The sequence below is a fragment of the Psittacicella hinzii genome (assembly GCF_003585885.1).
GTDB lineage: Bacteria > Pseudomonadota > Gammaproteobacteria > Enterobacterales > Psittacicellaceae > Psittacicella.
Genome location: NZ_NRHC01000039.1, coordinates 1 through 15,000 on the forward strand (window position 1 = coordinate 1; position 15,000 = coordinate 15,000).

General features: G+C 34.7%; 8 protein-coding genes. 4 read left to right on the forward strand and 4 right to left on the reverse strand.

Features of this window, described 5'->3' with window-relative positions:
• Positions 1–718 (reverse strand): restriction endonuclease subunit S (locus CKF54_RS03650; RefSeq protein WP_147396809.1); only part of this gene is annotated, 718 nt, incomplete at its 3' end.
• Between the two features lie 1,442 nt (positions 719–2,160).
• On the opposite strand from CKF54_RS03650, the gene CKF54_RS03655 reads away from it, so the two are divergent.
• Complete coding sequence (locus CKF54_RS03655) at positions 2,161–3,045, forward strand: LysR family transcriptional regulator (protein WP_119524925.1); 885 nt, start codon at positions 2,161–2,163, stop codon at positions 3,043–3,045.
• A 435-nt stretch (positions 3,046–3,480) separates the two neighbouring features.
• On the opposite strand, the gene CKF54_RS03660 is transcribed toward CKF54_RS03655, so the two are convergent.
• Together CKF54_RS03660 and cyaY are read right to left on the reverse strand one after the other, a co-directional pair.
• The gene (locus CKF54_RS03660; protein ID WP_119524926.1) at positions 3,481–6,141 is read right to left on the reverse strand and encodes a RecQ family ATP-dependent DNA helicase; all 2,661 of its coding nucleotides are present in this window, start codon (positions 6,139–6,141) and stop codon (positions 3,481–3,483) included.
• Between the two features lie 47 nt (positions 6,142–6,188).
• On the reverse strand, positions 6,189–6,524 hold the full coding sequence (gene cyaY / locus CKF54_RS03665) for an iron donor protein CyaY (RefSeq protein ID WP_119524927.1): 336 nt from the start codon (positions 6,522–6,524) through the stop codon (positions 6,189–6,191).
• A 242-nt stretch (positions 6,525–6,766) separates the two neighbouring features.
• Between cyaY and CKF54_RS03670 the strand changes: the two genes are divergently transcribed.
• Positions 6,767–6,964, forward strand: coding sequence for a hypothetical protein (locus CKF54_RS03670; RefSeq protein ID WP_119524928.1), 198 nt, complete (start codon positions 6,767–6,769; stop codon positions 6,962–6,964).
• 1,038 nt (positions 6,965–8,002) lie between these two features.
• Positions 8,003–11,035, forward strand: coding sequence for an ATP-binding protein (locus tag CKF54_RS03675; protein ID WP_222987498.1), 3,033 nt, complete (start codon positions 8,003–8,005; stop codon positions 11,033–11,035).
• 156 nt (positions 11,036–11,191) lie between these two features.
• Here CKF54_RS03675 and CKF54_RS03680 read toward each other — a convergent pair whose 3' ends face one another.
• Complete coding sequence (locus CKF54_RS03680; RefSeq protein WP_119524930.1) at positions 11,192–12,337, reverse strand: porin; 1,146 nt, start codon at positions 12,335–12,337, stop codon at positions 11,192–11,194.
• 1,003 nt (positions 12,338–13,340) lie between these two features.
• Between CKF54_RS03680 and CKF54_RS03685 the strand changes: the two genes are divergently transcribed.
• The gene (locus CKF54_RS03685; protein WP_119524931.1) at positions 13,341–14,495 is read left to right on the forward strand and encodes a hypothetical protein; all 1,155 of its coding nucleotides are present in this window, start codon (positions 13,341–13,343) and stop codon (positions 14,493–14,495) included.
• The last annotated feature ends 505 nt before the right edge of the window (positions 14,496–15,000 follow it).

Below are 15,000 nucleotides of genomic sequence, written 5' to 3' on the forward strand. Positions count from 1 at the left end.
GAAAACGGGAAAATAGGTTATAGAAAGTTGCGATTTCCACAACTTTACTTTTCTTCCATTTCTGCGACTCTTTATCTTCTCCTTGATAGAACTCTGGAAAACCTAGTAGAGGGATACCGTCTGCGGGTTTTACCATTCTTTGTATTAGAGCCTTACGTAGCATAATGTATTTTTTATAAGAGTCAGTTGTAGTTTCTATTAAATCATCTAACTCTTTGAACAGATGTCCAACCTTATTTTGCTCTTCAATTTTAGGAAACTGTACAGGAAGAGATTTTAAGTTAGTGTAGGTCATGAACATTTGCGCAGTACCCTGCGATATCACATACATAAATCTTCTACTTTCATGACGTTGAAAGTAAGCCTGAAGATAGTATGGATCTATTTGTTTTTCATCTTTAACGCGTAATAGACCAACACGTGGATTTAAAACGTATTTATAGTCTTCAGTTACTATTGCAGATCTACCACAGTAGCCATACATAACCATCACTATGTCTCCATGCTTCAATAAATCATCAGGAGAATCTGTATAGTGTTTAAATTCTACAACACGATTATCATTACCAATTGCTTTAATTGAAACAGCTTGGTACTTACCTGAAGATGAAAGATCCAAGTCTTTATTTCTTATGCGATAGGTAACAACATCATCTAGTAAAGCAAAGGTATATGGTGTTTTATCGTTAGTGAAAGAGAGTTTAGGAAATTTTTGCATAACTTATTTAAGGAAAGGGATTTTGACAAGTAAGCATACTTGTCTACTTTGATGGATTCGTAATTCAATTTGTACTTCGACTTAATGTAAAGCTACGGCTTCTATTATACTCGAGATATAGCTAACCTATAGTTTTTTAATTACACTTTTATCGTTATTTTAAGAGTGCTTAATTTTGTAAGTAGTACTTAAATTTTGAATTTTAGTTTGCTATTTTTTAAGTGGTCAAATTATTTTTCACAAAATAAAAGTGATTAATCTCAAGAGAACAAACACAAATTCCTAGGTTATTATGCTTAAGCGAAATAGATTTAAGCAACAAAAACCTAGATGATATCTAGTTATTTCATTTTGAAATAAAAAATTATTAGCTAAAGTGATGAATTTAAATATTTTTTTTTGGAGTTTATGATATATATTTACAGGGATATAGTATAATAAAGGTAGAAAGATAGTACTACTTAGAAAAAATTAAGTAGTAAAATCAAACTAAAACTACGACAAATTCATAAACTCAAAGTTATTAGCTTATGTTAGTTAAACCTAAAAGCAAATAAACTAGCTCGATAGCCCCTCAAAGGTGATTTATTTGCAAAGTTTGACAGTTTAACAACTTACTAGCTTGAACCAAGTAATTAAATTTACGTTTTACAGTTAGTCATAAATTAATAATTAAAGGTGTTAATTAGTATCACAGATAGGTGTCAACTAGTATCACTGATAGGTGTTAATGAACTAAGTAGCTAAACCAAGAATATCCAAAATATAAATATTTAAGAGGCCAGAAAGTAATTTCTGGTCTTTTAGTTTTTGTAAATAATTACTTAGCTCAATTTATGTGAATTAGTAGTTTAACTAGCTAAGGTAAATTATTTTGTTCTTTTCCTAAGCATATATTCGTAACTTTTAGTTACTTTCGGTAAACATTTCTTAAAATCGATAAAACATCAATTAACCCCAGTAACTCTAAGAAAATTAAGAGATTACTGCTCCCAAAGTAATTACATTCTACCCTATAGTTAGTACCCAGTACCCCTAAATTTAACTTCAAATTAAGAAATAAACGATAAATAAAATAGAATAATCACAGGAGGTGATATATAATATATTTATAATAAATTTAATAAAATAAATATAAAAAATTATTTGTTAGCTGCGCTAAATTAAAGGTTTATTTTTACAATAATTAGGAAATTGTTATTTAAATCTATTTAAGGTTCTCTTTAATGACTTCTGTAATTTTGAATTAGCCTCGTAATTTAGAACAGAATTATAATTAGTTTTTTTCAGGGTGGTTGGTAAAAATTAAGTAAATTTTTACTTATCTAAGTATTTAGCTAAATTTATCTAAAATTTTGTTAAGTTTTTTACCAAGAATACAATTTAATGTATTCAAATATATAACAAATAGTTTGATAAATTTTTGTGGAGGTTTATAACCTATGAAAGAGCATCTAAGTGCTTTATATCAATTTATGTGGGTAGCGAAGCTAAAAAGTTTCTCTAATGCCGCAGAAAGATTAAATATGGCACAATCTGGTATTAGCCGAAGCATTAAAGATTTAGAAACATATTTAAAAGTTAAACTTATTAATCGTACGACACGTAGATTGTCTTTAACTCCAGCGGGAAGTAACTTGTTCCGCGAGTTAGAAGAAGGCTTTTTCTACCTAGATCGTGGTTTACAACAACTTGATCTCATGCGCACTTACCCAACGGGTAAAGTAACGATTACTGCTAGTCGTCAAGCGATGGAGCAAGTATTAATTCCTCGTCTTGCAAGCTTTGGCTCAAAATATCCAGATGTTGAGTTAGAACTAATTGTTGATAACTCAAACGGTGATGTGGTGGTATCAGCACTGGAATCTGAGAGCATTGACGCCGGTGTGCGCCTTGGCGAAGAAGTAACCGAAGGTTTAGTAGCGGTTCGTATTAGTGAAGATTTAGAGATGGCTGTAGTTGCGACACCAGAGCTTTTAAGCAAATATGGTATCCCTAAAGATCCTAAAGATTTAGTAAATTTCCCATGTATTGCAGGTAAACTAGATGGTGAGCGTGTATTTGATTGGGAATTTAAAGATAAGTATAAACACAAACCAGCAGGTAGCTGGACTTTAAATGATTCGTCTTTAATCTTAGAAGCAACTAGATCTGGTGTTGGTTTAGCATATGAACCAAAAGAACTAGTTAAAGATGATCTTGCGAAAGGCAAGCTAATTCAAGTTTTACAAGATTACACTTTAACAATTCCAGGTTTCTATCTTTATTACCAAGATCGTGAAGTGTCTCCAGCTTTACGTGTGGTAATTGAAAGTTTAAAAGTTTAAAAAAATAAAAAGTCGTACTTAGTGATAAGTACGACTTATTTACGTTTAAACATTAACTGAATGAAGCAAGGGTAGAAGTTAAGAAATAATCCTAACAAATTAATTCTATCTCTCTAGGAAACTAAAAAGATAGTTGCTTATTCAGCACACTAATATTTTACCTTAAATTGCTAACTTTTTTCGCTAAAATCAAAAATTATTTATACATGATATACAACTAACTAGCAAAAATTGCTTAAGTTGCTTATTATCTTCTTGTGATATTTTTGCTTTTAGCTTAAATTTAACCTTAGTTAAGGCTATTAGTTGAGAGCAAAGAAACGTATGCGAATTTAAGAGAATTTTCGTTCTTCCTTTAGTTAGTAGATAGATAGTAGAACTATTTTGTTCTTCCTTTATAAGAATTATCTCGTTCTTCTTCTACTTTTGGCAGAACTATTTCGCGCTCACATTATTTAAAGCAACACGACGACGATAACGTTTTACAGCCTCAAGAATAAGTTTACCAAAACGTTTTACTTTGGTTTGGGTCATACCTTGGATTTGTTCTAGTTCGTTTTCTGTGTCAGGAAGCTTGTCAGCAATTTCACTCATGGTTGGATCAGAAAGAACTGCATCGTAACGTAAACTAAAGGCTTTACCAATTTCGACACGAATTTTTTCTAGATCGCGGATTAAGCTAAAGATAAAGATATTGCGTTTAACTAGATCTGGAATAGCGGCAACTTTAATAGTGCCTCGCTCTTTAAGTAGTTGGTGCCCTGCGCTGGTAATATTAACGTAGTTATATTTACGATCATAGCTAAGGTAACCTAAAGCGAGTAATTGTTCAATAACTGCGCGCCAATACTTAGCACCATATTGGTAAGCTTGTTCAGTTTTAACTTTTATACGCTCTTCCCAAGAACTTATTTTAGCGAGGTCATTAACTACGCGTTCATATTCTTCACGACTATAACAGTAGTTAAGTTTTATTTGCAACGCACGTTCAAGTTCAGCAGCAATTGAAGCTTTCCCCGTAATCATTTTGATCATGGTATCCACGCTTAAAAAAGCACGGGCAACAATAACTAAACCGAGAATAAAATGAGCATCCTCACCTATTTCAATTTTGTCCTGTAAAGCCTTGCTATCTAAGCAGATATCACAATTGCCACAATCATGTTCAACTACTTGATTAAAAGCAGAAAGTAATACTCTTCTTCTACAGTTAGCTGTATCACAAAAATCAAACACTTCTTTTAGTTTTTTGAACTTCATTTCCGGAGATTTTTCCGGTTGTTGATCAATCAACGGATTATTCATTTCTAACACGAGAAGTTCTTGATACATTTCTTCTGTGTTAAGAGAAGAGTTCTCACTTGCTTTTTCTTTGCTTTTTCCTTTGTTTTGTTTTTTACTTTGTGCTTCCCCAGCTCCTGCTTGTCCTAACTGTTTATCTTGTTGCAGTTGGCTAGTTTGACTAGGTAAACGATTAGAGGCATGGAGTTCTTCGCTAATCCTGCTAATACGCCAATCTCTGGCTGCAGGAAAATCAAACAGAATGGCTTTAGCTTTTTCGCCATCACGTCCAGCACGTCCAATCTCTTGGTAGTAGTTTTCTAAAGTCGAAGGATAATCCATGTGGATTACCATACGCACATTAGATTTATTTACCCCCATACCAAAGGCAATAGTTGCCACCATTACCTCAACCTCACCACTCATAAAGTCCGCAAAGTTATCTTCTCTTTCCGCAAGCATTAGTCCAGCATGGTAAATTGCCGATTTAATTCCCTTGCCTCGTAAATAAGTATCTAGTTTTTCTGTACCTTTACGGGAGTTACAGTAAATAATTGCTGGTAAGTTTTCACTTTGACGACAAAGTTCAACAATTTTACGGTAAGCATGTCCATAATCCTCAACACTTTCAACATACAAGCCAATGTTTGGACGGTTAAAATCACCAACAAAAACTCTGGCATTGGTAAGTTGTAAGTTCTCAAGGATATCTTGACGAGTAGTCATACGCGCAGTTGCGGTACAAGCTAACATAGGGACATAGTTAGGTAAGATTTGACGTAAACGGGCAAGATTACGGTAATCAGGACGGAAGTCATGCCCCCATTGACTAACGCAATGAGCTTCGTCAATGGCAATTAAGTTAATTGGTAAAGAAGCTATGTCGCGTAGGGTAAAATTAGAAGCTAACTTTTCCGGAGAGACGTAAAGAAATTTACAACTTCCTTGACTAGCTGCTTGCAGAATTTGTTCACGCTCTGCTGGAGTAGTTTGGCTGTTATAGATAGCTGCACCTATGCCGTTGGCTCTAAGTTGAGCTACTTGGTCTTCCATTAACGCAATTAGTGGACTTACTACGAGCGTTACCCCTGGTAAACACATTCCAGGTACTTGGTAGCACAGAGATTTTCCCATCCCCGTTGCCATAATTGCCAGAACATCATTTTGTTCAAGTAAACTTTGGACTATATCTTTTTGTAAACCACGGAACTCATGTAAAGCAAAGCATTTGTTTAAGCAAATTTGAGCACGTTTAGCTAGATCTGGCTCATACATCCATTCAGCTTGGTTTACGCTGGTTTTAAAAGTGGTAGGTAAAAAGTCTTCAACTTTTTCAGGAACGAGATTTAAGTTGAGAGGTGGATAAAGGCTTGTTCCAGTGTCAACGAGTTCAAGATCAGGTAACTCTGCTTGTAGGTTAGCTAGTTCTTTGCTAAGGCTAGCAAGTTTACTTTCCGAGGCTTGCTGTTGCAGAGCAACTTCTAGTTGCTCACCAACTAGTGGCGCAAGGTTGGTTACTTGCCAAGTTTGTGCAATTGCGCCCTCAAAGGGAGTTAAGCCGGGAATTTGCTCTAGCTTACCATCTTTAAGAGCTTGATAAGCTTGAACTCGAACCTCTTGATAAAAACTGTTGCTTAGTTGACTATGCCATCCCGGATAGTTATAGGGGGTAAATTGTGCTTGATCTACTTGCTGTGCCAAGTTGAGCAAGCTCGGATTTCTATCACGTGTGGCTTTAATATGCAAAACATTACCTTCAGGGCAATAGTCATTTGAACCCGAGAGCCAGTTTTGCAAATTGAGCTTATTTGTCATACTTCATTAATAAGGAAAAGGCAACTAACTAGTCGCCTTTTTTTACATTAATACTTATTTGTAAATAGCTTTTCTACCCCAATAGCATTTAAAGCTATGTCGAGTAAATACCAAAACGAAGTTTGGTTATCTGCGGTATTAATCCAGTCATCTTTTTCTGGATCATAAGCAAAGTGAGAAGCTCCCGCTGTTGAAGCTAACCAAAGTTCATGTTTAGGTTCTTGGCGATTAATGATAACTTGACTTTTGTCGGCTGCTTCAATAGTAAATACTGAGCCAATTACATAAGAGTCAACATCGATATCATTATCTTCAAGAGTTTCTGTAATTTCATTCCATACGCGGTCAATCTCTTGTAGATATCTTGCAGTATCAATAGTCATGAATTTGCTCCTATAGCTATACAATATTCATGACTATATTTTACCGAAAACTCTCAAAATTTGCTTACTTGATTTTAGTAAATTGAGCTCTATATTTGCTATATGGCAAGTATTCACCTAACAATTTATGTCTGAGGCTATACAAACTTTTTACCCAATTTACTTCAGAGTGTTAGGTGAAACCTCTGTCATTAAAATAATCTGCATAATGGTTAATTAAAAATAATTATCTCGGAGTTTTTATGAAAGTAAAATTAATTGCTGCTTTAATGGCAACTTTAATGTTAGCTAGTTGTGTACCAATTTGGGGATGTCGTGCAGGTGGTCCAAGTGGTCAACCAGGACAAGGTAACCAACCAGCAGCGCAACCAAGTCAACCAGCAGGTCAGCCAGCTGGTCAACCTGGTAATGGTAGTCAAGGACAACCAAAACCAAGATAAAGAATTTAAACCTCTTACGTTTATAACTTAATAATTTCGCTCTTCCTAGAGTATTGTCGAGTTAGATAAAAATATCTGGTAGCTCAGCCTAACGGTCAATCAGACATAGTTTAACAGATCAATCTAGCAGCTTAATCTGACAGCTCAATTTGACTGCACGATCTAACTGCTCAATCTGACGGTTTAGTTTTATAGCCTAACCTTATTTTTCTAGGTAATGTAGCAATATAAACATAAAGAACAAACATAAAGTACAAACTCTTCTTAAAAAGAGTTAATGTCTAAAGGTCAATGCCAAAGAGTAATCGAGAAGTTTATTAAAGCTTCTTGGTTACTCTTTGGCGTTTGTAATTTGAGTAAATTTCGAAATCCTTAACATCTTCAATACCTTCAACATCTTCAAAATACATAACCTAGGTAAATCCGCATCCTTGATAAACCACTTAATTACAATTACTCCCTTCTAGATAGATGTATATCTACATTCACCGCTAACTTTGTAAAATTTGCTAAAATGAAAGTTGACCGTAAAAGTTACCGAGGTTAATAAAAGAGAAACGGTAGCTTTAACATTCCCTTAAAATTGTTTGCGCAGACTCCACATTAAATTAATAAACTTAACTCTTTAAGACAAGTTTGAAGATAAACCAAACTCAAGCTAAAACCAAACTCAAGCTACGAGGCAGAATAAAGTTATTTAGTAACTTTATGGTGCTTTAATAAGTTGTTAGTTCCTGAGGAAGTAACAGGTTATCTAGGAACTTTTAAGTTCTTTAAGTAAGTAGCAAGTTATTAAGTGAGTTTATAGTGCTTTAGTAAGTTACAGGTTACTGAATAAGTTGAAAGTGCTTTAATAAGTTACAGGTTACTGAGTAAGTTTAAAGTGATTTAATAAGTGGTAAGTTATTAATTAAGTGTGTGATGCTAGTTAACGTAATAAGTTGCAGTTATCAAGCATCCCCAGTTTGTGTAAACACGACCAAACTGATTTTTTTGATTATGGGTTTTAAATCTTATTATTTTCAACAACCGGAATTAGTGAGCACTTGGAAGCAAGCTGATTTTGCATTACAAGACGAGTTTATGCCTCGTTTAATTGAGTTACAGCAACTAATTGCTCCAATAGAGTCAGCTGAACAAAAAAACTTAGCTTTAGTAAGGTTAAGTCAAAGTTTATTAAGTAAGTTAGCAGGAGTTGAGTTAGATGCTTCTGCGCAAGTAGCACAAGATAAACTAACTAGCTTATTAGCAAAACCTTTACTTCAAGGGCAATTGTTCAGACAAGGAGAGCAACTAGCAATAGTTGCCTATGCTAGTTGGCTTTTACTGATGCAAGAAGAAGATAGTTGTTTAAAGCAAAACTTTGAGCGCTATAAAGAGTTATTGTTAGCCTGGCAAGCAGTTACTTTTAAAGTAAAGAGAGCTAGTGCAAGTAATAAAGAACAGCAAATATCTCAAGCACAAGCAGAGCAGTTACAACTTGCTCTTGAGCTTAAACAAGTGCAAAATCAAGTTTTTGCAAGTTGGGTGAAAGGACTATCTTTACTACAGGTAGAAAGTAGAAAAGGACAGAAAGTTGATAAAGGACATGAGGCTAATAAAGGGCAGGAAGCTAATAGAACTTTCTTAGTAAAAGTGCAAGAGTTAGCTAATCACCTAGGCGTTGAACTGCAAAGCGAAGAGTTAGGTAATTATCTAAGCTGGTTACAAGCTATTCTTACAGTTAAAGAACAAATTACTCAACAAGAGAGTTATTTAGCTTTTGAACAGCAAGCAGATGTTGCGATTGGTTCCATGACGAGTGCGGTGAATGGTTCTGTGGATGGTGGTTCTATGACGGGCTCTGTGGCAGGCTCTACAGCAGGAAGTAATGGGTTTTTACCGATTGATCTTGCAATCTCTGGCGGTAAGGATTCGCTTGCTCTTTATTGGACTGTACTCTATGCTTGTGATTTTGTTTGCCTAACCAGCCAAGCCTTAGCTCTATTAGTAAAAGAGCAAAGTCCTGTACTTAATAGCGTCACTTATCTAGATAGCTATCAAGCATATCAACCTCAAGGTAGTACAAAAGTCAAAGAACATTTTTACCAAACTGTAGAGTTCTGGCAAGAGCTGTTTGCTGGTGAATATGTTGCTCAAGCTTTGCCTAACACCAAAGCCAAAGGAAGAGAGATTGGTATTTCTCATGTGGATCATGGTTTACAACAAATTGCGCAAAACTGGGCAAGTTTTACTCAAGAATATACAAACTTAACTCAACAAGCCTTAAGGCAGTTTAAGCAAGTTTTTGCTTATTTAAAAGAGCTTGACAGTTTTTACGACTACTATAGTAAGAGTTTAAAAGGTTTTAGTGGGGCATGTAGTTTTCACGAGTACTCACCTTTAGGTGGAATTGGTTTTAATACCAGTGAGTTAAATTGGGTTTGGCGTGTTTCGCCTCCAAGCTTAATCTCTAAATTAAAAATGAAGTTAGCTCATTTAACTAATACAGAAAACTATGCTCGTAACTTACGTTACGGTGTACAGTTTGCCCGTTTAGCTAGTCAAGGACAAAAGCGTGCGCTGTTATTTGTTGCGCATCAAGAGCAGGACAAACTAGAAACCTTTGCGAGTAGTATTCTGCGTCTTTATCCGCAAGAACAACTTAATGAAAGTTTAATCAGTAGATTTTTACAAGAAGTAGAAGCTGGTAAAACTTTACCGATTATGAGAAATCTTCAAGCTTTTACTTATGAAGAGGCTAGTAATTTAGTTGACCAGCAAGCTAGCGAGCAAGCTGATAAACAAGCATACAAGCAAGTTGATAAGCAAACAGATATTCAAGCAAAGCAAGTAAATCAAACGAATCAAGCAAGTAATGCTTGTACTATTGTCAAGGCTCGCCCCTTACTTGCACTAGAACGTCAACAAGTTGAAGCTATTTTACAATTGGTTGGTACTCTAGCAGTAGAAGATCCAATGAACCAAGAAAAACACTACACTCGTGTGGCTGTACGTCAAGCATTGGAAAGCAACTCTAGCCTAGAGCAAGCAGTAAAACAAGCCTACCAAGCTAACCAAACTTTTGTCAAAGAAAAGGTTTGGCAAGAGAGTAAGTTACTTAAACAAACTGCTTGCTTACGTTTAGGTTTTACCGATACGTTTGCAAATATAATCAGTAAGTTAAAGGAAACTCAAGATAAGAGTTTAGCTGAAGATAAGAGAGTTAGAGAATATAAAAGTGGAGAGCCAAATAGTAGTAAGATAAGCGATAGTGAGCTAAATAGTGAGCTAATTATTAGTGATTCAAGTAGTAGTGAACTCTGCAACAGTGAACTAACTGAACTTGAAGCTCTTAATCTCTATCCACATTTGCTTAAAGAGCAAATTCTTGCTTGGGACTATCAGCAACATCTAGCACTTAATTTAGAAGCAACTCAAGGCTTGAACTTAATTAACTTTTGGTTATGGTTACAAGCAAAGGTACAGCTTAACTTAAGTCAGTATCAGCAACTGGTACAGTTAATGCAAGCACCAGAAACTAAAGCTCCTTACTTTAGTTGGGTTGTTGATAAAGCGAGTAAGAGCTTTGCGACAATAATCCGTCATCAAGGTTACTTACTGCTAATTAATGACGCAGAGGTAGGGCGCTTTATCAACACAAGTCCAGCAAGCCGTGCAAGTTTATTCCAAGAGCAAACCTTTGCTCTAGGCTATAACTTACAACTCCTAGCTAGTGGAGAATATCTGTTTAGCAGTCAACAAAGAATTATTTTCCCATTAAAAGCAGATAAAGTTAGATTTGATAAAGTTGGATTTAAAGATACAGGTGTTGAAAAAGGAGATGAAAAAAGAGATGAAAAAAGAGACGAAGACTATGTTGGCAAACCAAGTAGAAGTCGTAATCTAGATCTAGGTGATCATCTAGGTAATCATCTAGGTGCTCTAGAAGCAGGATTTACGCTTAAGTTTGCTTCGTCTTATTTGGAAAGCTCTGCTAAGTTTAACAAGCTGTTACGTAGTCGTGCAGTGCCATGGTTATGGAGTCAATTTATTTATAACTACTGCATTGTAAGAAGAAAACAAGATTAATCCAGAATCCTATAATCCTAGAATTCTAGAAACCTATAATCCTAAAATAATTAAAAAAGACAGAAGCCGAGCTTCTGTCTTTTAACATGTATACAGTTTAATTTGAGTACATAGAGGTCATCTGAAAAATGACTTTAAGAAGTACCTAAGTACTAATTAGTAGTTCAGACGTAAACCTAACCCTAGGTCGTGGGTATTAGTTTTTGTACTTGTGCCACTTGCTAACTTAGTTTTTACACCTTGGTAGCTGTACTCTAAGTAACCTCTTAGGTTGAAAGTTTGGTAAGAGAAGAAGCGGTAACTTGTACCTACTACTGAACCGTAATAAGTTTTAGTTGTTTTTACGCCAGATGATTTAGATTGATCTCTAGTTGCTGCTACAAGGAAGTAAGCAGAGAAATCACCTAGTGGAACTAAACCAGAGTAACCAAGAGCGTATACTTTCTTACCAGCTAAACGATTGTAAGATTTGTTTTTTGCAAACTGTGCATACACTACATGTGAATATCTTTTACCAAGGTTACCATAGTAACCAACTTCAGTACCGAATTCATCTAAACTTACGTTTGGATTATTTCTTTTTAATGAAGATTTACCTCTTAGCATTGTACCATAAGCGTAGAAAGTACCGCCGTCATTAGCAAAGTTATATTCATAACCTGCACCGTAAGCAGTGAAGTTGCCACCACTGTGTTGGTCAACACCTACAACAAATTGGTGTTTGCCATCAAATACTTTAGAAGTATATTTAACACTTTTATCAGTAGCAAAACCACCGATTGATGATACTAACCATGCAGCATCATATACGCCAAGGATCGAAGCGTAACCACCAGCCCATGACGCACCACCAACTAAGCTGATGTTACGACCAAGGGTAACAGAACCATAATCTGCATGTCTTACTGTTACGTAGAGACGGTCGTTAGCAAATGATTTTGGTTGGTTTCTGCTCTTAGAAAGAGTAGTAGTATGATTGCCGTTTTCAGTGTAAGTACGAGTGTAAGCATCTCTCCAAGAAGTGATGTGACGGAAACGCGCAAATGTACTTACGGTCACTTTGTCATCAAGTCTTTTTACAAAATAAACTTGAGTACGGAATTGTAAATAATCAAACTTAGTTAGGCTATTTTTACCTTCAGCATCATAGCCAGCCTGTCTAGAGATATCACGGTAAGTAAAGAGATAACCGTAAACTCTTAGAGAGGTATCATTATCAGAGTACAGGGTATAAGCTTGTGCAGCTGTACTAGTGAAAAGACTAGTTGCTGCAACTGCAAGAGCAAGTAGCGTTTTTTTCATACAAATAACCTTATAATCAATAATTTTAATCTTAAACTTCTTTATTTTGATTTGCATTTTGTGCAGCTAGATTATCTATTTTTTTTATCTATCTGTGCTCTCGAGGAGGGAAAAAGCAAATCTATATCTTAATCTCATCTTGTTTATAAGTTGTAAATTTCTGGGTCGGGAAATTTATAACTTTATTCTAGTAATAAAAATCAAAATACTAGATTAATTTTATCTTAAAACATAAATTTTAAAAAATAAAGGTTTTTTTATTAATCTCCAAGGTTTGAATTGATAATTTGTTGATTAATAAGTTAAAATAATTAAAAATTTTTATTTTTTATCAAGCTTTTGTTAGCTAAAAGTACTAATTTTTACTTCAGAAAATAAAAAAATCCAACCAAAAATATGGCAAATAAATTTTTTAATTAAAGTTATTTTTGTACATAAAGCTAGATTTACTTAAATATTTAACTGAATTTAGTTAAGTAAAATTTAACCGCCATAGTGGTTATTAGTCTAGTTTATTAGTGGTTATTAGTCTAGTTTATTCCCGATTTAATCACTATTTTCTTTCAGTCGTTTATTTTTACAATTCACCTTTTCTTTTAATCTAAACCTGATTAAATTGCAGTTTAAATCTAATTCAATTATTTCGTTCTTTTACATTCAGCGCTTAATTTAAGTAACACAAAAGTAACAATTTCGAGTGCTTTAATCCATTTAAACATAGTTTAAAACCCTTTAATTCTCTTTTATTTCCTAGGATTTACTCTATCGGCAAACTAAAACTTTAAATTTTTATCTCTTAAAAATCAACATTTTATAAAAATAAACCCTTGATTTTTCAAAAAATATGTTCACTTTTAGAAAATTTTGCCTTAAGATTAAAGTATGGTCGAAATAAATAATTGCTTTCCAAAGAAGAAAAATAAAGAGCAATCGACCCCAAGGTGATATTCATCTTGCACTTGAGATTAAGATTTAAAAATTTTGAAGATTTAAGGATTTCTGTATGAAAAAGACTCTAGTTGCTCTTGTAGTAGCTGCTGCGACCTTAGGTTCGGCATCTGCTTATACTCCAGTTTACTCAACAGACAAAGGTACAGTATACCTAGACGGTTACTTACGTACCCATTACCAAAGCTTTACGCAAAGCCGTGACACTAAAGTATCTGGCGGTAGCTACACTAATACCTTTAAGTATGATGACGGTAAATCACTAAGCTTACGTTTACGTTTTGCATTAGGTTTTGATACCGTTGTAGGTGAAAAAGGTAAATTTGGGGTGTATGCTCGTTACCAAAAAGATTTCACTTCAACCAGATTTGACAATGTCACTGCTTCTAGCCGCACTCTACAAAAATCACATAACTCTAGACCTGTTTACTTAACTGTTGGTCGTTTCTACTACGATTATGATGATTTTGTACGCTTTACCGTTGGGGTGCGTGGTGAAGATGACGCTGCAGAATTTAATCAATTTGACGATGCGTTAGATTTAGTACCAAGAGCAAGAACAGCGTTTGATTTAGTAAATCAATTAGATCTTGCTGACGGTGCAGATAAACGTACATTCCGTTTTGATTTCAAATTTGGTGAAAATAAAGATCACTATGCAAGCGTATCTTACGGTGACTCTAAAACAGGTTCAAGTACAACTTACTACTCACAGTATGCAGCTGCTTACGACTATAAAGGTTTCAAAGACTTAGAGTTACAAGTAGTTGGCTCTGCTGGTCACTTTAATGGTGCGGGTACAACAGCGTCAAAAGATACTTACTCTGTAGATTTTGCTGCTTACTATACTGTTTTTGCTGATACTAAGTTAAGTGGTACTTTTGGTTTAGCGCAATCACAAGTAAATGGTGAAACAACTGACTACTACGTTTACAACGTAGAATTAGTGAACTCTACTTTTAAATATGCGCAACCAGCAGTAGGTTACTCATATGTTGATGGTAAAACTAAAACATCAGCAGGTACAACCAAAGACAAAACTCACACAGTTTATGGTCGTGTGTACTCTGAAGTGTATACTTACAAAACAACAAACGTTTTAGTAGGTCTTGAAGCTTCATATCGTCGTGTGGTTTCAACAGCAACTACAAATACTAAAACTAAAAATACTTACAAAAATGCTGTAGTATTTGCGCGTTACAACTACTAATTTTATCGTTGTAACTAAACAACCAAGATTTTTAATCAATCTAGCGTTAAAAAGATAAGAGTAAATAGTGAATGTTGGAGTTAGTTCTTAGTTCCTATCTATTAGTTACCAGTTTTTAATTCTTAATTCCAACTCTTACCTAAAAAACTCTTACTAAAAAATAAACAGCTAGAGATCAACACAAGCTTTAAAAACTTCGTGTTCTCCTTAGTCTGATGTTAATTTCTCTTCTAACTATACATCGTTAAGGAAAAGAGAGGACGGTTCTGCCGTCCTCTCTATTAGTTTTGTAATCTTATGTCTGATTTAGTTCTGTATTTTGCGTAGCTCTTGGTTTGCAGGTATTTCTAAATTAGTCTTTTAATAACTAACTCAAACTTAGTTCCTTTGTTCTTGCTGTAAGACGTAGCTTCGCCCCCTATACTCTCCAACATCTTTGTCATTGCTTCTTAATTCAAGTTTATTCATTGAATTTTGTTCCTTGGATTTAGGGATTCCCGAACAA

What these genes read in the sequence shown, in the direction of transcription:
- CKF54_RS03655 (WP_119524925.1), top strand. Translation starts at nt 2,161, where the DNA reads ATGAAAGAGCATCTAAGTGCTTTATATCAATTTATGTGGGTAGCGAAG.
- CKF54_RS03660 (WP_119524926.1), bottom strand. Translation starts at nt 6,141, where the DNA reads ATGACAAATAAGCTCAATTTGCAAAACTGGCTCTCGGGTTCAAATGAC.
- CKF54_RS03685 (WP_119524931.1), top strand. Translation starts at nt 13,341, where the DNA reads ATGAAAAAGACTCTAGTTGCTCTTGTAGTAGCTGCTGCGACCTTAGGT.
- CKF54_RS03680 (WP_119524930.1), bottom strand. Translation starts at nt 12,337, where the DNA reads ATGAAAAAAACGCTACTTGCTCTTGCAGTTGCAGCAACTAGTCTTTTC.
- CKF54_RS03670 (WP_119524928.1), top strand. Translation starts at nt 6,767, where the DNA reads ATGAAAGTAAAATTAATTGCTGCTTTAATGGCAACTTTAATGTTAGCT.
- cyaY (WP_119524927.1), bottom strand. Translation starts at nt 6,524, where the DNA reads ATGACTATTGATACTGCAAGATATCTACAAGAGATTGACCGCGTATGG.